Origin of the sequence: Pseudomonas sp. NFACC41-3 (assembly GCF_900109505.1) — a bacterium.
GTDB lineage: Bacteria > Pseudomonadota > Gammaproteobacteria > Pseudomonadales > Pseudomonadaceae > Aquipseudomonas > Aquipseudomonas chlororaphis.
Genome location: NZ_FOAE01000002.1, coordinates 41191 through 61724, shown reverse-complemented (window position 1 = coordinate 61724; position 20534 = coordinate 41191). Strand labels below are relative to the sequence as shown.

Annotated in this window: 24 protein-coding genes and 1 pseudogene; 17 read left to right on the top strand and 8 right to left on the bottom strand. The window is 62.3% G+C overall.

The window, feature by feature from the left end; genetic code table 11:
• Positions 1-10 precede the first annotated feature (10 nt).
• The 10 genes and pseudogenes from BMY68_RS09545 to BMY68_RS09500 all read left to right on the top strand — a co-directional run bounded on the left by BMY68_RS09545 (position 11) and on the right by BMY68_RS09500 (position 10184).
• A complete protein-coding gene (locus tag BMY68_RS09545; protein ID WP_009045589.1) occupies positions 11-634 on the top strand; it encodes an isochorismatase family protein in 624 nt (207 codons plus the stop codon).
• Positions 631-2544 carry an anthranilate synthase family protein gene (locus BMY68_RS09540; protein ID WP_085532448.1) on the top strand — a complete coding sequence of 638 codons (1914 nt, stop codon included), beginning with the start codon at positions 631-633 and terminating at the stop codon, positions 2542-2544. The genes BMY68_RS09545 and BMY68_RS09540 overlap by 4 nt, the downstream gene beginning before the upstream one ends.
• Positions 2545-2546: 2 nt before the next feature.
• A complete protein-coding gene (locus tag BMY68_RS09535) occupies positions 2547-3383 on the top strand; it encodes a PhzF family phenazine biosynthesis protein (RefSeq protein ID WP_085532450.1) in 837 nt (278 codons plus the stop codon).
• Entirely contained in the window at positions 3380-4048 is a 669-nt protein-coding gene (gene phzG, locus BMY68_RS09530; RefSeq protein WP_009045592.1) for a phenazine biosynthesis FMN-dependent oxidase PhzG, read from the top strand. Before BMY68_RS09535 ends, phzG begins: the two co-directional genes overlap by 4 nt.
• Before the next feature lie 280 nt (positions 4049-4328).
• Positions 4329-5804: a 4-hydroxyphenylacetate 3-hydroxylase N-terminal domain-containing protein gene (locus BMY68_RS09525; protein WP_085532452.1), complete on the top strand. Its 1476-nt coding sequence runs from the start codon at positions 4329-4331 to the stop codon at positions 5802-5804.
• Positions 5805-6461: 657 nt separating this feature from the next.
• A complete protein-coding gene (ggt, locus tag BMY68_RS09520; RefSeq protein ID WP_085532454.1) occupies positions 6462-8300 on the top strand; it encodes a gamma-glutamyltransferase in 1839 nt (612 codons plus the stop codon).
• A gap of 86 nt (positions 8301-8386) precedes the next feature.
• Positions 8387-8527 (top strand): annotated as a pseudogene (locus tag BMY68_RS09515) (GNAT family N-acetyltransferase); the annotation flags it as partial.
• A 582-nt stretch (positions 8528-9109) separates the two neighbouring features.
• A complete protein-coding gene (locus tag BMY68_RS09510) occupies positions 9110-9406 on the top strand; it encodes a DUF3077 domain-containing protein (protein ID WP_007926256.1) in 297 nt (98 codons plus the stop codon).
• A gap of 98 nt (positions 9407-9504) precedes the next feature.
• Positions 9505-9807 (top strand): type II toxin-antitoxin system HigB family toxin, encoded by a 303-nt coding sequence (locus BMY68_RS09505; RefSeq protein WP_009045597.1) that lies wholly within the window; start codon positions 9505-9507, stop codon positions 9805-9807.
• Between the two features lie 5 nt (positions 9808-9812).
• The gene (locus tag BMY68_RS09500; RefSeq protein ID WP_009045598.1) at positions 9813-10184 is read left to right on the top strand and encodes a helix-turn-helix domain-containing protein; all 372 of its coding nucleotides are present in this window, start codon (positions 9813-9815) and stop codon (positions 10182-10184) included.
• A gap of 52 nt (positions 10185-10236) precedes the next feature.
• On the opposite strand, the gene BMY68_RS09495 is transcribed toward BMY68_RS09500, so the two are convergent.
• Positions 10237-10674, bottom strand: a complete 438-nt coding sequence (locus BMY68_RS09495) for a hypothetical protein (RefSeq protein WP_085532456.1) — start codon at positions 10672-10674, stop codon at positions 10237-10239.
• The gene (locus BMY68_RS09490; RefSeq protein WP_124298134.1) at positions 10674-11426 is read right to left on the bottom strand and encodes a hypothetical protein; all 753 of its coding nucleotides are present in this window, start codon (positions 11424-11426) and stop codon (positions 10674-10676) included. Before BMY68_RS09490 ends, BMY68_RS09495 begins: the two co-directional genes overlap by 1 nt.
• 217 nt (positions 11427-11643) lie before the next feature.
• Between BMY68_RS09490 and BMY68_RS09485 the strand changes: the two genes are divergently transcribed.
• The 3 genes from BMY68_RS09485 (at position 11644) to BMY68_RS09475 (ending at position 13298) form a co-directional block, all read left to right on the top strand.
• The gene (locus BMY68_RS09485; protein WP_239694089.1) at positions 11644-11811 is read left to right on the top strand and encodes a MerR family DNA-binding transcriptional regulator; all 168 of its coding nucleotides are present in this window, start codon (positions 11644-11646) and stop codon (positions 11809-11811) included.
• A 107-nt stretch (positions 11812-11918) separates the two neighbouring features.
• The gene (locus BMY68_RS09480; protein ID WP_085532458.1) at positions 11919-12635 is read left to right on the top strand and encodes a purine nucleoside phosphorylase YfiH/LACC1 family protein; all 717 of its coding nucleotides are present in this window, start codon (positions 11919-11921) and stop codon (positions 12633-12635) included.
• Positions 12636-12722: 87 nt separating this feature from the next.
• The gene (locus BMY68_RS09475) at positions 12723-13298 is read left to right on the top strand and encodes a hypothetical protein (protein WP_085532537.1); all 576 of its coding nucleotides are present in this window, start codon (positions 12723-12725) and stop codon (positions 13296-13298) included.
• Between the two features lie 9 nt (positions 13299-13307).
• Here BMY68_RS09475 and BMY68_RS09470 read toward each other — a convergent pair whose 3' ends face one another.
• The 5 genes from BMY68_RS09470 to BMY68_RS09450 are packed head-to-tail and all read right to left on the bottom strand — an operon-like array spanning position 13308 to position 16176.
• On the bottom strand, positions 13308-13661 hold the full coding sequence (locus BMY68_RS09470; protein WP_085532460.1) for a gamma-glutamylcyclotransferase family protein: 354 nt from the start codon (positions 13659-13661) through the stop codon (positions 13308-13310).
• A gap of 15 nt (positions 13662-13676) precedes the next feature.
• The gene (ddlA, locus tag BMY68_RS09465; RefSeq protein WP_062824616.1) at positions 13677-14771 is read right to left on the bottom strand and encodes a D-alanine--D-alanine ligase; all 1095 of its coding nucleotides are present in this window, start codon (positions 14769-14771) and stop codon (positions 13677-13679) included.
• A 46-nt stretch (positions 14772-14817) separates the two neighbouring features.
• The gene (locus BMY68_RS09460) at positions 14818-15297 is read right to left on the bottom strand and encodes a GNAT family N-acetyltransferase (RefSeq protein WP_085532462.1); all 480 of its coding nucleotides are present in this window, start codon (positions 15295-15297) and stop codon (positions 14818-14820) included.
• Between the two features lie 49 nt (positions 15298-15346).
• On the bottom strand, positions 15347-15988 hold the full coding sequence (locus BMY68_RS09455) for a LysE family translocator (protein WP_085532464.1): 642 nt from the start codon (positions 15986-15988) through the stop codon (positions 15347-15349).
• Positions 15989-16029: 41 nt separating this feature from the next.
• Positions 16030-16176: a helix-turn-helix domain-containing protein gene (locus tag BMY68_RS09450; RefSeq protein WP_009045605.1), complete on the bottom strand. Its 147-nt coding sequence runs from the start codon at positions 16174-16176 to the stop codon at positions 16030-16032.
• 61 nt (positions 16177-16237) lie between these two features.
• On the opposite strand from BMY68_RS09450, the gene BMY68_RS09445 reads away from it, so the two are divergent.
• The 3 genes from BMY68_RS09445 to BMY68_RS09435 all read left to right on the top strand — a co-directional run bounded on the left by BMY68_RS09445 (position 16238) and on the right by BMY68_RS09435 (position 17935).
• Positions 16238-16579: a DUF190 domain-containing protein gene (locus BMY68_RS09445; RefSeq protein WP_062824613.1), complete on the top strand. Its 342-nt coding sequence runs from the start codon at positions 16238-16240 to the stop codon at positions 16577-16579.
• Positions 16580-16646: 67 nt separating this feature from the next.
• Positions 16647-17456, top strand: a complete 810-nt coding sequence (locus tag BMY68_RS09440) for an AraC family transcriptional regulator (protein ID WP_007926240.1) — start codon at positions 16647-16649, stop codon at positions 17454-17456.
• A gap of 89 nt (positions 17457-17545) precedes the next feature.
• The gene (locus tag BMY68_RS09435; protein WP_009045608.1) at positions 17546-17935 is read left to right on the top strand and encodes a cupin domain-containing protein; all 390 of its coding nucleotides are present in this window, start codon (positions 17546-17548) and stop codon (positions 17933-17935) included.
• A 190-nt stretch (positions 17936-18125) separates the two neighbouring features.
• Here BMY68_RS09435 and BMY68_RS09430 read toward each other — a convergent pair whose 3' ends face one another.
• On the bottom strand, positions 18126-19529 hold the full coding sequence (locus tag BMY68_RS09430) for an MFS transporter (RefSeq protein ID WP_085532466.1): 1404 nt from the start codon (positions 19527-19529) through the stop codon (positions 18126-18128).
• A 114-nt stretch (positions 19530-19643) separates the two neighbouring features.
• On the opposite strand from BMY68_RS09430, the gene BMY68_RS09425 reads away from it, so the two are divergent.
• Positions 19644-20528: a LysR family transcriptional regulator gene (locus BMY68_RS09425; RefSeq protein ID WP_062824610.1), complete on the top strand. Its 885-nt coding sequence runs from the start codon at positions 19644-19646 to the stop codon at positions 20526-20528.
• The last annotated feature ends 6 nt before the right edge of the window (positions 20529-20534 follow it).

Below are 20534 nucleotides of genomic sequence, written 5' to 3'. Positions count from 1 at the left end.
GTTTGTCGTCATGACCGGCATTCCATCGATCGTCCCTTACGCCTTGCCTACCAACCGCGACCTGCCCGTCAACCTCGCGCAATGGAGCATCGACCCCGAGCGTGCCGTGCTGCTGGTGCATGACATGCAACGCTACTTCCTGCGGCCCTTGCCCGACGCCCTGCGTGACGAAGTCGTGAGCAATGCCGCGCGCATTCGCCAGTGGGCTGCCGACAACGGCGTTCCGGTGGCCTACACCGCCCAGCCCGGCAGCATGAGCGAGGAGCAACGCGGGCTGCTCAAGGACTTCTGGGGCCCGGGCATGAAGGCCAGCCCCGCCGACCGCGAGGTGGTCGGCGCCCTGACGCCCAAGCCCGGCGACTGGCTGCTGACCAAGTGGCGCTACAGCGCGTTCTTCAACTCCGACCTGCTGGAACGCATGCGCGCCAACGGGCGCGATCAGTTGATCCTGTGCGGGGTGTACGCCCATGTCGGGGTACTGATTTCCACCGTGGATGCCTACTCCAACGATATCCAGCCGTTCCTCGTTGCCGACGCGATCGCCGACTTCAGCAAGGAGCACCACTGGATGGCCATCGAATACGCCGCCAGCCGTTGCGCCATGGTCATCACCACCGACGAGGTGGTGCTATGAGCCAGACCGCAGCCCACCTCATGGAACGCATCCTGCAACCGGCTCCCGAGCCGTTTGCCCTGTTGTACCGCCCGGAATCCAGTGGCCCCGGCCTGCTGGACGTGCTGATCGGCGAAATGTCGGAACCGCAGGTCCTGGCCGATATCGACTTGCCTGCCACCTCGATCGGCGCGCCTCGCCTGGATGTACTGGCGCTGATCCCCTACCGCCAGATCGCCGAACGCGGTTTCGAGGCGGTGGACGATGAGTCGCCGCTGCTGGCGATGAACATCACCGAGCAGCAATCCATCAGCATCGAGCGCTTGCTGGGAATGCTGCCCAACGTGCCGATCCAGTTGAACAGCGAACGCTTCGACCTCAGCGACGCGAGCTACGCCGAGATCGTCAGCCAGGTGATCGCCAATGAAATCGGCTCCGGGGAAGGCGCCAACTTCGTCATCAAGCGCACCTTCCTGGCCGAGATCAGCGAGTACGGCCCGGCCAGTGCGCTGTCGTTCTTTCGCCATCTGCTGGAACGGGAGAAAGGCGCCTACTGGACGTTCATCATCCACACCGGCAGCCGTACCTTCGTGGGTGCGTCCCCCGAGCGCCACATCAGCATCAAGGATGGGCTCGCGGTGATGAACCCCATCAGCGGCACTTACCGCTATCCGCCCGCCGGCCCTAACCTGACGGAAGTCATGGACTTCCTGGCGGATCGCAAGGAAGCCGACGAGCTCTACATGGTGGTGGATGAAGAGCTGAAAATGATGGCGCGCATTTGTGAGGACGGCGGCCACGTCCTCGGCCCTTACCTCAAGGAAATGGCGCACCTGGCCCACACCGAGTACTTCATCGAAGGCAAGACCCATCGCGATGTGCGGGAAATCCTGCGCGAAACCCTGTTTGCCCCGACCGTCACCGGCAGCCCATTGGAAAGCGCCTGCCGGGTCATCCAGCGCTATGAGCCGCAAGGCCGCGCGTACTACAGCGGCATGGCCGCGCTGATCGGCAGCGATGGCAAGGGCGGGCGTTCCCTGGACTCGGCGATCCTGATTCGCACCGCCGACATCGATAACAGCGGCGAGGTGCGGATCAGCGTGGGCTCGACCATCGTGCGCCATTCCGACCCGATGACCGAGGCTGCCGAAAGCCGGGCCAAGGCCACTGGCCTGATCAGCGCACTGAAAAACCAGGCGCCCTCGCGCTTCGGCAATCACCTGCAAGTGCGCGCCGCATTGGCCAGCCGCAATGCCTACGTCTCGGATTTCTGGCTGATGGACAGCCAGCAGCGGGAGCAGATCCAGGCCGACTTCAGTGGGCGCCAGGTGCTGATCGTCGACGCCGAAGACACCTTCACCTCGATGATCGCCAAGCAACTGCGGGCCCTGGGCCTGGTAGTGACGGTGTGCAGCTTCAGCGACGAATACAGCTTTGACGGCTACGACCTGGTCATCATGGGCCCCGGCCCCGGCAACCCGAGCGAAGTCCAACAGCCGAAAATCAACCACCTGCACGTGGCCATCCGCTCCTTGCTCAGCCAGCAGCGGCCATTCCTCGCGGTGTGCCTGAGCCATCAGGTGCTGAGCCTGTGCCTGGGCCTGGAACTGCAGCGCAAAGCCATTCCCAACCAGGGCGTGCAAAAACAGATCGACCTGTTTGGCAACGCCGAACGGGTGGGTTTCTACAACACCTTCGCCGCCCAGAGCTCGAGTGACCGCCTGGACATCGACGGCATCGGCACCGTCGAAATCAGCCGCGACAGCGAGACCGGCGAGGTGCATGCCCTGCGTGGCCCCTCATTCGCCTCCATGCAGTTTCATGCCGAGTCGCTGCTGACCCAGGAAGGTCCGCGCATCATCGCCGACCTGCTGCGGCACGCCCTGATCCACACACCTGTCGAGAACAACGCTTCGGCCGCCGGGAGATAACCATGCACCATTACGTCATCATCGACGCCTTTGCCAGCGTCCCGCTGGAAGGCAATCCGGTCGCGGTGTTCTTTGACGCCGATGACTTGTCGGCCGAGCAAATGCAACGCATTGCCCGGGAGATGAACCTGTCGGAAACCACTTTCGTGCTCAAGCCACGTAACTGTGGTGATGCGCTGATCCGGATCTTCACCCCGGTCAACGAACTGCCCTTCGCCGGGCACCCGTTGCTGGGCACGGCCATTGCCCTGGGTGCGCGCACCGACAATCACCGGCTGTTCCTGGAAACCCAGATGGGCACCATCGCCTTTGAGCTGGAGCGCCAGAATGGCAGCGTCATCGCCGCCAGCATGGACCAGCCGATACCGACCTGGACGGCCCTGGGGCGCGACGCCGAGTTGCTCAAGGCCCTGGGCATCAGCGACTCGACCTTTCCCATCGAGATCTATCACAACGGCCCGCGTCATGTGTTTGTCGGCCTGCCAAGCATCGCCGCGCTGTCGGCCCTGCACCCCGACCACCGTGCCCTGTGCAGCTTCCACGACATGGCCATCAACTGTTTTGCCGGTGCGGGACGGCGCTGGCGCAGCCGGATGTTCTCGCCGGCCTATGGGGTGGTCGAGGATGCGGCCACGGGCTCCGCTGCCGGGCCCTTGGCGATCCATCTGGCGCGGCATGGCCAGATCGAGTTCGGCCAGCAGATCGAAATTCTTCAGGGCGTGGAAATCGGCCGCCCCTCACTCATGTTCGCCCGGGCCGAGGGCTGCGCCGATCAACTGACGCGGGTCGAAGTATCAGGCAATGGCATCACCTTCGGACGGGGGACCATCGTTCTATGAACAGTTCAGTATTAGGCAAGCCGCTGTTGGGTAAAGGCATGTCGGAATCGCTGACCGGCACACTGGATGCGCCGTTCCCCGAATACCAGAAGCCGCCTGCCGATCCCATGAGCGTGCTGCACAACTGGCTCGAACGCGCACGCCGCGTGGGCATCCGCGAACCCCGTGCGCTGGCGCTGGCCACGGCTGACAGCCAGGGCCGGCCTTCGACACGCATCGTGGTGATCAGTGAGATCAGCGACACCGGGGTGCTGTTCAGCACCCATGCCGGAAGCCAGAAAGGCCGCGAACTGACAGAGAACCCCTGGGCCTCGGGGACGCTGTATTGGCGCGAAACCAGCCAGCAGATCATCCTCAATGGCCAGGCCGTGCGCATGCCGGATGCCAAGGCTGACGAGGCCTGGTTGAAGCGCCCTTATGCCACGCATCCGATGTCATCGGTGTCTCGCCAGAGTGAAGAACTCAAGGATGTTCAAGCCATGCGCAACGCCGCCAGGGAACTGGCCGAGGTTCAAGGTCCGCTGCCGCGTCCCGAGGGTTATTGCGTGTTTGAGTTACGGCTTGAATCGCTGGAGTTCTGGGGTAACGGCGAGGAGCGCCTGCATGAACGCTTGCGCTATGACCGCAGCGCTGAAGGCTGGAAACATCGCCGGTTACAGCCATAGGGTCCCGCGATAAACATGCTTTGAAGTGCCTGGCTGCTCCAGCTTCGAACTCATTGCGTAAACTTCAACACTTATGACACCCGGTCAACATGAGAAAAGTCCAGATGCGAAAGAACGCGTATTCGAAATACCAAACAGAGAGTCCGGATCACCAAAGTGTGTAACGACATTAACTCCTATCTGAATTTTATAGTTGCTCTAGAACGTTGTCCTTGACCCAGCGATAGACATCGGGCCAGAACCTACATAAACAAAGTCAGACATTACTGAGGCTGCTACCATGCTAGATTTTCAAAACAAGCGTAAATATCTGAAAAGTGCAGAATCCTTCAAAGCTTCACTGCGTGATAACCGCACTGTTATTTATCAAGGCCAAGTTGTTGAGGATGTGACTACACACTTCTCTACGGCTGGAGGCATATCGCAAGTTGCAGAAATCTACGAAGAACAATTCAGCGGTGAACACGACGACATTCTGACTTACGTACGCCCCGACGGTTACCTGGCCTCTTCTGCCTATATGCCCCCTAGAAACAAAGAAGACTTGGCGTCGCGACGCCGCGCAATCATGTACGTCTCGCAAAAAACCTGGGGCACCCACTGCCGTAACCTGGACATGATCGCCAGCTTCACCGTCGGCATGATGGGATATCTGCCGACATTCAGGAAAAAATGCCCTGAGTACGCAGAAAACATTACCGAATACCATGACTACGCCGAGCGCAACAGCCTGTATTTGTCTGAGACCATTGTTGATCCACAGGGCTATCGGGCACGTACCCACGGCACCGACCTCAACCTGCCGCCGCCCGATCGTGCCGTGATGAGGATCAACAAGCAGAACGCCGAGGGCATCTGGATCAGCGGCGTCAAAGGCGTGGGCACGGCAGCACCGCAGTCCAATGAAATATTTGTTGGCAGCTTGTTCCCCGCAGCGCCCGAGGAGTCATTCTGGGCTTACGTCCCTGTCGATGCGCCGGGGGTGAAGATTTTTTGCCGAGAGATTGTCTCCCAGCCTCACGCCAGCGCCTATGACCACCCGCTCATATCCAAAGGTGAAGAAGCCGAGGCGATGGTGGTATTCGATAACGTGTTCATTCCACGCTGGCGAATCATGGCGGCGAACGTGCCGGAACTGGCCAGCGCCGGCTTCTTCAGCCTGTGGACCTCATACAGCCATTGGTACACGCTCGTGCGCCTGGAAACCAAGGCTGACCTGTATGCCGGACTGGCCAAGGTGATCATGGAAGTCCTGGGCCTTGAGGGGATTGCGGTGGTTCGCCAGCGGGTCAGCGAAATAGTGCAGCTTGCGGAAATACTCAAAGGCATGTGCATCGCCTCCATCGAAACGGCCGAGATGTCCGACGGCGACATATTGCTGCCTGGCCCCAACGCACTGGCCGCCGGAAGGGTTTTTGCCATGGAGAAATTGCCTCGGGTGCTGCATTTGCTCAGAGAGCTGTGCGGACAGGGCTTGATCCTCAGGTTCAACGAGAAAGACTTGGCCGCCGACGCCACCTTTGGCCAGAAGTTCTCCTGGTTTCTTGACACGCAAAGCGTGGGCGCCAGAGAGAAGAACCTGCTGATGAACCTAGTGTGGGACGTGGCTGCCAGTGAGCACTCCACACGTGCATTGGTGTTTGAAGAACAGCACGCACTCAGCGAGCCCCTGCTGCGCGATAACCTGGTGCTGGACTACGACTACCGCGAAAGCACAAACCTGATACGCCGCCTAGTGGGGCTCAACGCCAAATAGACCTGATTGCCGTGTAGGCGCCGCGCAACCCTTCATTCGTGCCGACTGAACTCGGCACGAATGAAGGGTTGTCCGCCTCCGGCCCCTGGCATCCCGTAAGCTTCCAACCTTCAACGGTAGTACACCGCCCCATTAGCATCCAAATGAATACAGCAGGAGCCCGTTACAGCGCTGGCGCTGGATGCCTGGCTACGCTTGCACGGGATCTCGGTCCGAGACAAGCCAGGTTTACCGACCCCCCCTTTGTTCGAGCCATGCCACTTGGCAGGCTCGTTCAGTTGTAGCGGTCAGCCTGTCGCCGGTTGGCTTGCCACCCGTACCGAACGTCAGTAGGGCGCTTGGTCCGGGTGGCATCCGGGAATGCAGTGAAACGCGTCGCCTGGTTCCAGGCCCAGGCGCCAGCCACCGGAGAAAACAAGGCGCTCACCAGCGCCCATGCACACAGGTGCGCCGCGCTTTCAATACCAAAGCCCAAGACCCGTCACAGCCCCCCAAGCGCCACCTCCAGGCCAGCGTCCAGCATCGACCCTCGGCCCAGAAGCGCCAGCCATATCGGCACCGTAGCGACCAGCGAAAGGGTCAGCATGGGCCCGCTCACTGTTGTACATTCCTCCCCACGGACGACACATCATTTACCCAGTGAACGGAGTTCAACGCGTGTTCTCGACCCTCAATCCGCGTCACCGCCGGCTTGCCAGTTTCTCGTTGCTAGCCGTGGCCTTAAGCCTCGCCGCCTGCAACGCTTCCGCCCCTTCCCACACCGCCCTGCCCCCCGCCCCGGAAATCGCTTCGGGTTATCGCACCGACCTGCAAGTGCAGCACGCCGACCGGCATATGGCGGCCGCGGCCAACCCGTTGGCGGCCGAAGCCGGGCGCGAAATGTTGCGCAAGGGTGGTTCGGCCATCGATGCGGCGATTGCCATGCAAGCGGTGCTGACCCTGGTGGAGCCGCAGTCGTCGGGGATCGGCGGCGGCGCCTTGATCGTGCTCTGGGACGGCAAGGCGGTGCGCACGTACGACGGTCGCGAAACCGCGCCGGCCGGGGCCACCGAGAAGCTGTTCCTGCAAGCCGACGGCAAGCCCATGCCGTTCCCCCAGGCACAGATCGGCGGCCGCTCGGTGGGTACGCCAGGCGTCCTGCGCGCCCTGGAACTGGCCCATGAAAAACACGGCCGCCTGCCGTGGGCGCAGCTGTTCGAGCCGGCGATTCGCCTGGCGGACCAGGGCTTCCCGATCTCCCCGCGCCTGCACAGCATGATCGTCGCCGATCCGTACCTGGCGAAATCGCCGGATATGGCCGCCTACTTCCTGCAGGCCGATGGCACGCCGAAAGCCGTCGGCACCCTGCTGAAAAACCCGCAGCTGGCCGCGGTGCTCGAACGCATCGCCAAGGAAGGCCCGAACGCTCTGTACCAAGGGCCGGTCGCCCGGGAAATCGTCGCCAAGGTGCAGGGCCACGCCAACCCGGGCAGCCTGTCGCTCAACGACCTGCAAGGCTACCGCGCCAAGGAGCGCGAACCGCTGTGCACCGACTACAAGCGCTGGCAGGTCTGCGGCATGCCGCCGCCTTCGTCGGGCGGTATCGCCCTGGCGCAGATCCTCGGCACCCTGCAGGCGCTGGAAGCCCGCGATCCGCGTTATGCGCTGCCACCGTTGAAACCGACCAAGACCCATCTGCCGGCCGGCCTCGAACCGGCGCCTGAAGCCGTGCATCTGATCGCCGAAGCCGAACGCCTGGCCTACGCCGACCGCGCGTTGTACGTGGCGGACTCGGACTTCGCCCCGGTGCCGATCGCCGGCCTGGTCGCCCCGCGATACCTGGCCCAGCGCGCCGCCTTGATCGGCGAGCGCAGCATGGCCAAGGCCGAGCCCGGCAAGCCCCAGGGCATCCAGGTGGCCTACGCCCCGGACCGTTCGCCGATGCGCATCTCCACCTCGCAAGTGGTGGCGATGGATGACCAGGGCGGCGCGGTGTCCATGACCACCACCGTGGAAGCGGCCTTTGGCTCGCACCTGATGGTCCAGGGCTTCATGCTCAACAACCAGATGACCGACTTCTCCTTCATCCCCGAAGAGAATGGCCAGCCGGTGGCCAACCGCGTGCAGCCGGGCAAACGCCCACGCTCGTCCATGGCGCCGACCCTGGTCTTCGACCGCGACAGCGGTGAACTGCTGGCCACCGTCGGCTCGCCGGGCGGCTCGCAGATCATCGAGTACGTGGCCAAGTCAGTGATCGGCATGCTCGACTGGAACCTCGACCCGCAAGCCGCCATCAGCCTGCCCAACTTCGGCAGCCGCAACGGCCCGACCGAACTGGAACAAGGCCAGTTCACCCCAGGGTTGAAAGCAGCGCTGAAAGCCAAGGGGCATGAGCTGAGCGACATCGACATGACCAGCGGCACCCAGGCGATCGTGCGGGTGCGCGATGCCCAGGGTAAAACCTCGTGGGCCGGCGGCGCCGATCCACGCCGTGAAGGGGCAGCGCTGGGGGATTGAGGCCAACGCAGGAGAACCCAAGGGGCTTGCCGCGAGGTGGGCCCTTTTTATTTTTCACGCCGCGCAAGTACAGGCATGGGGGGTGGAAGCTGGCGGAAGCCGAATTCATCCAGCGCGGGCTGAGCTTTGCCGTGCTGCATGCGACCGAGGTGGGCAAGCCGGTGTATGCCGGATTGGGCTGGGCGGCCACCGCGGAAATGGCCAAGGCACTGAACACCGGCCTGTAGCCGCTGCCGAGCCCGCGAGGCTGCGAACGACCCCGCAGGGGGCGCAGGAATCTTGAGACCGCTGGAGGCCCTTCGGTCCTTATCGCAGCCTTCGGCAGCGGCTACAGGAACCAGTGGGCCTTCGACTGGTGCGTTAGGCCTTTTGGGTAGCCGCTGCCGAAGGCTGCGATAAGGACCGAAGGGCCTTCGGCGCCAGAAAGATCGCCGCGACCGTTCCGGTCGATCGCAGCCTTCGGCAGCGGCTACAGAATCCTTTATGGCTTCAAGAAATGCGCATATCCCATAGTCACAGAATGTCGCAGTAACAGCGTTGCGACTCCATCTCTTCCAACCTATGGTTCGACCATCGCTGCAAAACCAGCGAACAGGCTTGGCGGCCTGATAGAATCGAGGCGCAAAAGCGCCCCCACCCTTGCAGGCGCTTTTTTTTGCGCCCGCATACCTGCGTTATGACGGGTTGCGTGGGAGAACCTTCGGGTTCGCCGGTTGCCTTGATTCCCGGTCCGCCAATCCTGCGTAACCCGTCACCCTGATCTGTTTGGCGGCAGACGGTGATGATTCTTCGAATCAAGGAGGTTCACCATGAAACACACCCTCAATCCGTCCCCTTCCTCCCTGCACACCCTCGGCGAAATAACCTTTGCCAATTGTGGCGAAGGCCAACGCCCGCTGCTGCGGGTCAACGCCGACGTGCCCCTGGCCGACGCCCTGGAACACGCTTCGTTGCTGCTACATCTGGCAAAACAGTTGACCCTGGACGCGGCCATGGAACCACAGGCGGACCGCTATGCTTGGGCGGCACATTACCTGGGTGAGATGGGTAAAGCGGTGATGGATGATGTGCACACCGCGATGACAGCAGGCGCTGATCGACACTAAGCAACACCTCTGGGACGGGTAGCCTCGATGACTATCCGTCCATCGCCTTCCTCTCTCACCTCATTGCTTAAGTCCCATGGCGGGACTAGGATCGAGATATGAGGATTATCGCCGTCAGTCATTTGAAGACGTTCTGGGAACAGCACCCGGATGTCGAACAACCGCTTCTGGCCTGGATCGATGAAGCGCGCAACGCCAACTGGTCCAACCCGGCACAGATCAAGGAGCAGTTTTGCAGCGCCAGCATTCTTAAAAGCCGTCGCGTGGTGTTCAACATCAAAGGCAATGACTACCGCTTGGTAGTCGCCGTGGCTTACCGCTTTGGCGCCCTCTACATCAAGTTCGTTGGCACTCACCAGCAGTACGATGCCATCGACGCCGACCGCGTTGAAATGGAGTAACGAGCATGCAGATTCGCCCCATCCACACCGACCAGGATTACCGCGCGGCGCTCAAACAAGTGTCGGTGCTGTTCGATAACGAGCCGGAACCCGGCACCGCAGAAGGCGACTACTTCGACGTGATGGTCACCCTGATCGAAGCCTATGAAGCCAAGCACTTCCCGGTCGACCTGCCCAACCCGATCGATGCCATCAAATTCCGCATGGAGCAATCGGGCCTGTCGGCCGCCGACCTGGCTCCCGCCATCGGCCGAACCAACCGGGTCTACGAAGTGCTCAACGGCAAACGCGCCCTGACCCTACCAATGATCTGGAAACTGCACCAACTGTTCGGCATCCCCGCCGAGAGCCTGATCAAGCCGGTGAAGTCGGTCTGAGCGGTTCTATCCTCGATCAGGCTCCAATGACTCAGGCCTTGCACCCTCGCCCTTAGCGGGGGTTATTCCTGATCGCGCATAAACTCCAGCCCTTGATGATTTCAGACAGCACAATCATCCCCAGCAGCATCAGCGGGTTGTAGTTCGGGAAAAGATACGCGCCGATCAGAAGCACGGAAAAAGACGGCACGACAAACACCAAACGCAAAGGGATTTGTGCAAGCCCCAGCCACTTGGCTTCTTTGCGCTGAAACAGAAACAGGAAAGCGCTGACGACTATCGATAGCTGCAAACCCCAATTGATCATCACCATAACCACAGCAGCGGTTCCATGATCCTTGAGCACTTCAGTCGCCACAGTCAGGTCATTCCAGAACGGAGTCTTGCCCAGCCGTACACTGCTCGTGACGTACCACAACAAATAGAGCACATCGAGCCCGCCCCAAAACTGCCAGATTCGGGTCCGGCTCAGCTTCCTGAAAAAAAACATTACCACTCCTTTTTGTACTCATAGACAACGTCAGCGGTCACTGGCTGCCAGTGCCAGGAACTCCCAGAGACAGGCCAGCTGTCTGCCCCTTCAATGAAGCGCTGACTGATATGACGCAACTCGCCATATCGATGAACAGAAGACTGATGTGAAAAATGACGCTCTTCCTCAGTGAGAGGTACCCACTCTTGAATCAAGGTTCGGGAAGTATTCATAAAATCCTTTCCCTCTCCCAAAAACATCCGCCCCTCCTCGCCAAATGAAGTCAGCCGGTTGGCAAAGACCACTAATGAATTCCTGACACCATCGTAATCAATTTTCTTGAGAACCCATTTGCCCGGACCGTCTACCTTCTGAGAATCTGTCGCCACCCTCTCCAGCGTGAGCACCTCACCCTGAACCAATGGCAAATCCGAGGCGGAAAGCTGGCGCAAGGTGTAACTCCCCAAAGAGAACGTCCTGCCCGAGAGGTTTGAGTATTTACCAAACGTATCAGCGCTCAGGGGGCTGAAGGGATCATCCGACACCATCAACCAATCACCCGATTCAACTTTTTCCAGAACCTTGCACCGGTCTTGCTCGGTGTAGTTTTGCCCAACTGACAATCCACAAGCCTCAAACAGATCGCGCAGTCCCGTTAACCCCTCTGGATCTGCCAGTGCTCGCTTAACCTCATAAAGCGCAAAAAAAGGGCTTTCTATTTGCGTCAGGGAATACCCCCCAACATCTAGATGGCAAACCAGTCGTTTCATGTTCATACCCACATAGAAATACAAAGCGCCAATGCTCAGCACTTACGCGTTATAGGGTTATGAACAAAACCTGGCTGTCATCCCGCGCCTATTTACCCTCCAGACTTCTCTGAAAGATTCTCGGACACTTAAAAAACACCCTGGAACAGCCTTGAGTTTGCCCCTAGGTAAACCCCTAAAGTGCCGCTCGACCTTCACCACAAAAAAGGACGTTTGCATGCTCACCATCGGTCAAATGGCCCGCTGCCATGGCCTCACCACCAAGACCTTGCGCCACTACGACAGCATCGGTCTGTTCACCCCGTCGCTGACCGGGCAGGACAACGGTTATCGCTACTACAAGCCGGAGCAGATGGTCGAACTCTATATCCCGCTGAAAAACTGATGCCGCGATCGGATGAGCTGCCGACCAGTTGACAGGCCTCTGTCAGCAAAAGGACTCATGATCCCGCTATGCTCTGTAGCAGTCCAAGGCAACAGAGCGAAGGTCCGATGAGTTTCCAGGCGCCAGTGTTGAAGCAGATACCGGGCATCCGTCACGAGTTTTCGCGTATCGGGGCGACAAAGCCCGCCAACCTGTTCTTCTGCTCCCAAGCCCACACCGGCGAGGTGGTGGAGGCCAGCACCACCCTGCCGAGCGGCATCATCCGCGGCGACGCGGTGTTCACCCGCACCGGTCGCCCCATTGCGGTGATCACCGCCGACTGCCTGCCGCTGCTGATCAGCAGCGAGGACGCCTCGTGGGTCGCCGCGGTCCATGCCGGCTGGAAAGGCCTGCACGGCGGCATCATCGACAATGTGCTGCAGCACTTCGCCGCCAAGGGCATCGCCGCCCATCAGTTGCGGGTGGCGTTCGGCCCGTCGATCAAGCCTTGCTGCTACGAAGTCAGCCCGGATTTCATTAACACCCTGTCGACCAGCCAAGGCCACCTGTGGTCGCCGGAGCAGACACCCTGGAGCCAGCAGCGCCCCGCGCCACGACTGCCCCCGGAGATTGCCCCGCCAGCGCCAACCCGGCCGGACTCGCTGTGGTTCGACCTGAGCCTCTATGCCCTGAACCTGTTGCGCGCGGCAGGCATCGATGAGGAGCAGATCGAACACTGCGAGCACTGCACCTACTGTTCCAGCGCGACCCTGGCCAGCTATCGCCGCCGCGGCCACCGGGGCGAGGAGAAGTCCTTTCAGTATTCCTGGATCGGGCGCGCCTGAAACCGCATCTTCAGATTTATCGCGATAGGTCCTTGGCGCCGCACCGGGTTAATCTTGCGCGCCCTGTAGACCCACAAAGGAATGATCGTGTCTGACAAGCTCTATGCCCCGCCTCAAGCCCAGCTGGCCACTGCCAGCGACGTGCAGCACCCTTTCTACGTAGTGTCCAAGACCAAGTTCATGACCCTGTTCATGCTGACCTTCGGCCTCTACCTGCTGTACTGGGCCTACAAGAACTGGCAGCAGTTCAAGCAGGCCAGCGGACAACCCATGTGGCCCATTGCCCGGGCCATGCTCATGCTGTTCTACACCCACGCGCTGTACCGCGAAGCCAATACCCTGATCAAGAAAAACGGCCGTCGCCATGACTGGCTACCCTGGGACCTGGCTTCGCAGTTCGTAGTGATACTGCTGATCAGCCACGGCCTTGATGGCATGTCCAAAAGGCATCCCGACAATCTGTGGCTGGATATCGCCAGCCTGGTGCTGTTGCCGATCCAGGCACTGGTGACCTTCAAGGGCCAGCGCGGCCTCAACGCCGCCGCTGGTGACCCGCTGGGCGAAAGCAACGCGCGGTTTACCCCGATCAACTATGTGTTCATGGCTCTCGGGGCAACGCTGTGGTGCACGATGCTGTACTACATGGCCACGACTGTGAACTGACCCCGGGCCTCAAACGCTCACATACACCCACGCCTCGATCCCGGACAGCAGCACCACACTCACGCGTTTGTAGTCCGCCACCTCGTAGCTGTCCGCCGCAGCCAGCTCCTGGGCAGTAATGCGAAACACCGTCCCCGGGATCGGCGCGCTGGCCGCGCTGCCCGGGCGCAGGATCGGGTGATGGGTCTTGCCGCTGGTGGCCAGCACTTCGGGGTTGGTGATCTGCACCCAGGCCTGTTCATACCCCGGCAGCGCGTCCGCGCTGCCCTCCAGCTCGCGACCGAAGTTGGCCAGTTGCACGGCCTTGTCCTGCAAGGTGCCGTAGGAAAACAGGTACTGCGACGCTTCAGTGGCAACGCTCATTGTTCACTCCGGAATTCAGCGGCTGATTTTCAACGCCTGGCGCGCCGCATGGCGTTCCAGCGCCAACTCGATCAGGCGGCTGACCAGTTCGCTGTAGGTCATGCCCGCGGCCTGCCACAGCTTCGGATACATGCTGATGCGGGTGAAGCCGGGCAGCGAATTGATCTCGTTGATCAACACTTCGCCGCCCTGGGTCAGGAACACATCGACCCGCGCCAACCCCGAACAGCCCAGCACCTGGAACGCCTCGACAGCCAGGGTGCGAATGCGCTCGCTGACCTCTTCGCTGAGGTCCGCCGGCACCACCACCTGGGCCGCCTGGTCGTCGATGTACTTGCTGTCGTAGGAATAAAAACCGCTGCCGACCACGATTTCCCCACAACCGCTGGCAATCGGCTGATCGTTGCCCAGCACCGCGCATTCGATCTCGCGACCACTGACCGCCGACTCCACCAAGACCTTTTCATCGAAGCCCAGCGCCAGCTCGATGGCCGCGTGGTACTCCGCTGCGCTGGTGACCTTGCTCACGCCTACGGACGAACCCTGGTTCGCCGGTTTGACGAACATCGGCAGGCCCAGCTTGCTTTGCGCCTGGGCAAAGTCGGTGCGCGCCGCGGTAGCCCGGTTCAGGGTGATAAAAGGCGTCACCGCCAGGCCGGCATCGCGCAGCAGGCGCTTGCTGATGTCCTTGTCCATGCACACCGCCGAACCCAGCACATCGGAACCCACGAACGGCAGGTCGGCCATGCGCAGCAGACCCTGCAGGCAACCGTCTTCGCCGAGGGTGCCGTGGACGATGGGGAAAATCACATCGACGTGGCCCAGCAGTTCCTGGCTGGAGGTTTCCACCAGTTGCTGGCTGGCCTTGCCCGGCACCACCGCCAGTTCGCGGTTGGACCGGTTGAGGGCGATCAGCGCCGGGTTTTCCTGGTTGATCAGGAAGTTCGAGGTGTCGTTGAGGTGCCAGTGGCCGTTCTTGTCGATGCCGATCAGCACCGGCTCGAAGCGTTCGCGATCCAGCGCATCGACGATGTTGCGCGCCGATTGCAGCGACACTTCGTGTTCGGCCGAACGGCCACCAAAAATAATCCCGACCCGCAGCTTGCTCATGGTTTGTTCCCGTTAAAAAAGTGGTTCAGCGCTTGTATCGGACCGCTCAAGCCGGCTGATGTCGCAGGTGAATCAGCGCCACCCGCTCATTTTGTTTGTTCCGGCGTTCTTCGATGGCGAACGGCACGAAACCGAGCTTGGGATACAGCAGCAGGCCCGCCACGTTGTCATTGAAGCAGGACAGGGTCACCTGCGCGGCCTGGTGCTTGTCCCGGGCGATGCGCAGCATCTCGCCGATCAACTGCCCGGCGACACCGACGCCGCGGGCCTCGGGATCGACGATGAGATTGCCGATGGTGCAGGTGCCGTGGGTGCCCCATTGGTAGAAGTTGGCGAAACCCAGCACCTGGCCGTCCCGCTCGATCACTGTCGAATCGGAGCGCTGGGCAATGGCGTCGCGCAGTTGCTCGTGGGTCAGCGGCCAGGTGGCCGCCGGGAAAAAGAAAAACAGCTCCTCAGGATTACCGGCAAAACCGCAGATCCGTGGAATATCCCGATCCTGCACGGGGCGAAAAGTGAAGCTCATGTCCTGTCTCCTGACCCTGGAAATCCATGTAATACACCCGGCCGCGGTTTCAGCGATTGGCCACCAGATGGGCGCCGAACAGCAGGTAGCAACTGCCGGCAAAACGGTCCAGCCATTTGCGTGAACGACTATAGACGGCAACCATGCGGCTGCTGGCGAAGAACAGCGCGACGCAGCAGTACCAGGTGAATGACAGCGAAGCCATGGTGAGCACGGCCAGGGCCAGCAGCAACGGCGGCGGTGACGCCGGCATCGAGGTGGCGAAAATGGTGGCGACGAACAGCGCCGACTTGGGGTTGGTCATATTGCCGAGAAAGCCCAGGCGATAGGCCGAGAACAGGCTACGGCCCGACTCGCCAGGCAAGCCATTGCCTGCCCCGGTCGGCGCCGGCTTGCGCCTGAACTGCTTGAGGCCGAGGTAGATCAGATAGCAGCCGCCGGCGATCTTGAAGGCCAGGTACAAGGCCGGGGCCGCGCTGAACAGCGACTTGATCCCCAGGCCGCCGGCCAGCCCCCACAGCACCGTGCCGGTGGCGACGCCCAGCGCCGCGGTCATGCCATGCCGGCGCGAACAGCTGGCGGCCAGTTGCGCCGTGGTAAAGAAATTCGGCCCCGGCGTGACCACGGCCACGGTCCAGAGCAACGCCAGCGACAGCAGCGGGCCGGCATACAGCCAATGTTCAAGCGCCATGACACAGACCGCCTTTTGTCACATGAGAGGGGACGCTGACGCTACTCCACCTCGGGCTCATGGATCAACAGGTCGCCCGGCTGACACTCCAGGTATTGGCAGATCGCGTCCAGGGTCGCGAGCCGCAGGCCCTTGGACTTGACCTTGCGTCGGGCCCGTATCCCGCCCGGCAGAACGACAATGGACATAGCGCTCCCGCGATACCCCCGGGGCTATGCTGAAAGTAATGGAGGCCATTGGAGAACGCTCATGAACGGTTTCCTGGTGATTTTCTTCACCCAGCAAAACCGCCGCTACCACGGCAAAATGCTGGGTGACTGGCTCGTCGACCTGGCCAACGAACTGGGCCTGCGCGGCGCGACGATGAGCACCGCCATCGAAGGCTTCGGCCACACCGGCCGGCTGCACTCCGCACACTTTTTCGAACTGGCCGACCAGCCCATCGAGGTGCGCCTGGCACTCTCCGAAGAGGAGTCGGCCCGGCTGTTCGAACGCCTGGAGGACGAGGACATTGCGCTGTTCTACATCAAGACGCCGATCGAGTTCGGCACCCTCGGCAAAGAGGCCAGGAAAGCCGACGCGGGCGGATGACGCGCTGAAGACAGTCGCACGCGCCTGGGTTACCGTACGGGCCTGACGTTGTGTCGAGGACAGTTTCATGGGCAAGCCCGCCCCCCGCAAAGACTGGGTCCACCGCGCGCCTCCCGCCCGGGGGCTGGAGCGTATCGAGGCGTTTTTCGCCGGGCATGGCTACGACCTGCACCGTCACGACACCTACGCCATCGGTCGCACGCTGTCGGGGGTGCAGAGCTTCCAGTACCGCGGTGGCTGGCGCCATAACCTGCCGGGCGGGACCATGGTGCTGCATCCGGATGAAGTGCACGACGGCGAAGCCGGCACCCAGGACGGTTTCCATTACCGCATGTTGTATATCGAGCCGGCGCTGATCCAGCAGATCCTCGGCGGCCAGCCGCTGCCCTTCATCAAGAACGGCCTGTCCACCGACCCACGCTTGTTCGCCGCCACCGACACCTTGCTGCGCAGCATGGACGGCCCGCTGGACCCGCTGGAACAGGAAGACGCACTGTTCGATCTGGCCCATGCGCTGAATGCCGTATCCGGCGTTTCCCGGCCGGCGCAGCGCTTCGACTATCAGGCCGCGGAGCGAGCGCGGGAATACATGCACAGCGCTCTGGACCAGAGCATCACCCTCGACGAACTGGCCACCCACAGCGGCCGCGACCGCTGGAGCCTGTCGCGGGACTTTCGCCTGTTGTTCGGCACCAGCCCCTATCGCTACCTGACCATGCGCCGCCTGGACCTGGTGCGGGCGCTGTTGCTGCAAGGCCAGTCGCTGGTCAGCGCGGCGCTGTTGGCCGGTTTTACCGACCAGAGCCATATGACCCGGCAATTCAGCAAGACCTACGGCCTGCCCCCGGCGCGCTGGCTGAAAATGCACGGCCGCTGAACGCCGCCCCGGCACGCACAATCGTACAAGAACTGCAGCACCGCGCTGATTACCGTAGAGGCTCGATCCCCTCTTTACGGAGCCGCAGCATGAACCCGGCCAACACCACGCCCATCACTTACCAGAGCCTGAATTTCGCCTACAAACTCAGCCTGTTCGACGATCACTGGCAAGCCCGCGTCATCGCCGAAATGAACGACTACCAGTTCAAACTGGTGAAGCTGCAAGGGGACTTCATCTGGCACGACCACCCGCACACCGACGAGACCTTTATCGTCCTCGAAGGCCAATTGCGCATCGACTTCGCCGACGGCCAGGTGACCATCAACCAGGGCGAGATGTTTGTCGTGCCCAAGGGCATGAAGCACAAGCCGTACGCCGAGCAGGAGGTCAAGCTGCTGCTGATCGAACCCAAGGGCGTGCGCAACACCGGTGAAGAAGGCGGCGAACGCACGGCCGCCAATGATGTGTGGATCTGAGTTGCCCCGGGATTGAGCCTCTGTAGCCGCTGCCGAGCGAAGCGAGGCTGCGATCGGCAGCGCAGCGGCCGTAAAGGCGGGCAATGCGTTCCTCAAGGCAAACCGCATGCGCAGGTTTGGCGAGGACTGCGTCCTCGTTCGCAGCCTCGCGGTGCTCGGCAGCGGCTACAGCACCGTCATCGGCTGCCACTCAACCGCGTTCGGCGGCTGCCGCCAGGCCTTGGCCTGTCGGCACTCGCAAACGCAGAGCCAGCAGCGCCCCCAGCAGGGCGAGCAAGGCGCTGGCGCCTACCGCCTGCTCGATGCCGGCCGCCTGTGAGCCGCCCAGCCCGGCGTTGGCCAGGGACACCAGCAGCGCCAGCCCCAGCGCGCCGCCGATCTGCTGGCTGGTGGAGGCAATGCCCGCCGCCACGCCCTGCTCGCCCGGCGCGATGCCCTGCCCGGCCGAAACCCACATGGCGGTCCAGGTCATGCCCTGGCCGATGCTCAGCACCACGATGCCCGGCATCAGGCTCCAGAACCCCGCCCCGTCGGGCAGCGCCACATACACCCCGCCGATGCCCAGCGCACCCAGGAGCAAGCCGCTGACCAGGGTCGCCCGCAGCCCGAAGCGCAGCAACGAACGTTCGGCCAGCCAGATGCCCACGGTGCACAGCAGTGTCGCCGGCAAAAACGCCACGCCGCTTTGCAGCACGCTGTAGCCGTAGACCTGCTGGAAGTACAACGCGAGGAAGTAGTACTGCACGCCGAAGCTGCTCATGAACAAGGCCGTAAGGAACATCGCCAGGCGCAGCTCGCGATGGGCCAGCAGGCGCAACGGCATCAGCGGGTCGTGGCCACGCTGTTCGAGCCACACGAACACACCGAGCAGCAACAGCGCCAGCGCCCCGCAGCCCAGGGTCGCCGGGGCGCTCCAGCCCCATTCCGGGCCCTGGACGATGGCGAACACCAACAGCGTGCCGCCCACCGTCACGGTCAAGGCGCCGCTGAGGTCGAAACGCCGGCCACGCTCGCGCTGGCCATCGGCCGGAATCCAGCGCCGGGCCAGCAAGGCGCAGGCCCCAGCCAGCGGAACGTTGACCAGAAACACCGCCTCCCAGCCCCACCATTGGGTCAGCACGCCACCGAGCAACGCGCCCAGGGCCAGGCCCGCCGCCGAGGCCGCGCTCCACACCGCGAACGCCCGGTTGCGCGCCGGCCCTTCGGGGTAATGGCTGTTGATCAGCGCCAGCGTCGCCGGGAACAGCATGGCCCCGCCGACACCCTGCACCGCCCGCGCCAGCACCAGCAGCAGTGCGCTGCCGCCCAGGCCGCCAGCCAGCGAAGCCAGGGCGTACAGGCTTTGTCCGACGATATAGAAACGCCGCTTGCCCAGCAGGTCGGCCGCCCGACCGCCCAGCAGCAGGAAGCCGCCGAAGGCCACGCTGTAGGCACTGACCACCCATTGCAGCTGTTGCGCGGAAAACCCCAGGTGGCTGCCGATCTCCGGCAAGGCAACGAAGACGATGGTCGCGTCCAGGGCGATGATCAGCTGCGCGCTGGCCAGCAGGAGCAGCATCCAGCCTGACGGCCTGGCTGAAGAGGTAGCGGGCATCACGTCGAGTCCTTGTGTGGAAAATAAAGGGGGGATGAATCAAGGACCCTCAGTTTCTTTGATGCCGATTAGATGATAAATACCGTCATTGCTCTTTCAGTGATGACTTTAATCATGGATCTGAACGCCGTTCGTTTGCTGGTCCGGGTCGCCGAGACCCGCAGCTTTACCCGCGCCGCCGGCGATCTGCGGCTGACCCAGTCCGGCCTGTCGCGGGCCATTTCGCGCCTGGAGCAGCAACTGGGCGTGCGCCTGCTGCAACGCAACACCCGCAGCGTCAGCCTGACCCCGGACGGCCAGCTGCTGGTGGAGCGCGCCGCGCCGCTGCTGGCCGAACTGGCGCAGACCGAAAGCCTGCTGCTGGACCGTCGCGACTCGCCCACCGGGCTGCTGAAGATCAGCACGCCGTCGCTGTTCGGACGCAAGGTGGTGATGCCGTTGATCGGCCGCCTGACCGAGCAATACCCGGACCTGAGCATCGAGGCGGTGATGACCGATCGCCTGGTGGACATCGTCGACGAAGGCTTCGACGCCATCCTGCGCACCGGCGAGATCCAGGACCAGCGCCTGATCGCCCGGCCCCTGGCGCCACTGCGTTGGGTCACCGTGGCCTCCCCGGCCTACCTGGCGCGCCATGGCACGCCGCAGACGGTGGAAGAGCTGCAACAGCACAACTGCCTGACCGTGCGTAACCTGCGCAGCGGGCGCCTGGTGGACTGGCAATTCATGCGCGACGGCAAGGTGCGCGATGTCAGCGTGCCCAGCCGGCTGATCTTCGATATCGGCGACGCGCTGGTGGACGGTGTGCTGGGAGGCTTCGGCATCGCCCAGTTGATGAACTTCGCCGTCGAGGACGCCCTCGCCGACGGCCGCCTGGTGCCGATCCTGCAGGCCTTTTCCGGGCGCAGCCGGGCACTGTCGCTGGTCTACCCGCCGTCGCGCCAGTACTCGCCCAAACTCAAGGTCTTCGCCGACGCCCTGAGCACCGTCAGCTGGTAACCCACG

Coding starts and splice junctions, on each gene's coding strand:
- BMY68_RS09445 (WP_062824613.1), top strand. CDS start 16,238: ATGAACGGTTTCCTGGTGATTTTCTTCACCCAGCAAAACCGCCGCTAC.
- BMY68_RS09480 (WP_085532458.1), top strand. CDS start 11,919: ATGAGTTTCCAGGCGCCAGTGTTGAAGCAGATACCGGGCATCCGTCAC.
- BMY68_RS09450 (WP_009045605.1), bottom strand. CDS start 16,176: ATGTCCATTGTCGTTCTGCCGGGCGGGATACGGGCCCGACGCAAGGTC.
- BMY68_RS09460 (WP_085532462.1), bottom strand. CDS start 15,297: ATGAGCTTCACTTTTCGCCCCGTGCAGGATCGGGATATTCCACGGATC.
- BMY68_RS09505 (WP_009045597.1), top strand. CDS start 9,505: ATGAGGATTATCGCCGTCAGTCATTTGAAGACGTTCTGGGAACAGCAC.
- phzG (WP_009045592.1), top strand. CDS start 3,380: ATGAACAGTTCAGTATTAGGCAAGCCGCTGTTGGGTAAAGGCATGTCG.
- ddlA (WP_062824616.1), bottom strand. CDS start 14,771: ATGAGCAAGCTGCGGGTCGGGATTATTTTTGGTGGCCGTTCGGCCGAA.
- BMY68_RS09535 (WP_085532450.1), top strand. CDS start 2,547: ATGCACCATTACGTCATCATCGACGCCTTTGCCAGCGTCCCGCTGGAA.
- BMY68_RS09510 (WP_007926256.1), top strand. CDS start 9,110: ATGAAACACACCCTCAATCCGTCCCCTTCCTCCCTGCACACCCTCGGC.
- BMY68_RS09500 (WP_009045598.1), top strand. CDS start 9,813: ATGCAGATTCGCCCCATCCACACCGACCAGGATTACCGCGCGGCGCTC.
- BMY68_RS09440 (WP_007926240.1), top strand. CDS start 16,647: ATGGGCAAGCCCGCCCCCCGCAAAGACTGGGTCCACCGCGCGCCTCCC.
- BMY68_RS09540 (WP_085532448.1), top strand. CDS start 631: ATGAGCCAGACCGCAGCCCACCTCATGGAACGCATCCTGCAACCGGCT.
- BMY68_RS09435 (WP_009045608.1), top strand. CDS start 17,546: ATGAACCCGGCCAACACCACGCCCATCACTTACCAGAGCCTGAATTTC.
- BMY68_RS09455 (WP_085532464.1), bottom strand. CDS start 15,988: ATGGCGCTTGAACATTGGCTGTATGCCGGCCCGCTGCTGTCGCTGGCG.
- BMY68_RS09425 (WP_062824610.1), top strand. CDS start 19,644: ATGGATCTGAACGCCGTTCGTTTGCTGGTCCGGGTCGCCGAGACCCGC.
- BMY68_RS09490 (WP_124298134.1), bottom strand. CDS start 11,426: ATGAAACGACTGGTTTGCCATCTAGATGTTGGGGGGTATTCCCTGACG.
- BMY68_RS09495 (WP_085532456.1), bottom strand. CDS start 10,674: ATGTTTTTTTTCAGGAAGCTGAGCCGGACCCGAATCTGGCAGTTTTGG.
- BMY68_RS09470 (WP_085532460.1), bottom strand. CDS start 13,661: ATGAGCGTTGCCACTGAAGCGTCGCAGTACCTGTTTTCCTACGGCACC.
- BMY68_RS09485 (WP_239694089.1), top strand. CDS start 11,644: ATGCTCACCATCGGTCAAATGGCCCGCTGCCATGGCCTCACCACCAAG.
- BMY68_RS09545 (WP_009045589.1), top strand. CDS start 11: ATGACCGGCATTCCATCGATCGTCCCTTACGCCTTGCCTACCAACCGC.
- BMY68_RS09430 (WP_085532466.1), bottom strand. CDS start 19,529: ATGCCCGCTACCTCTTCAGCCAGGCCGTCAGGCTGGATGCTGCTCCTG.
- BMY68_RS09525 (WP_085532452.1), top strand. CDS start 4,329: ATGCTAGATTTTCAAAACAAGCGTAAATATCTGAAAAGTGCAGAATCC.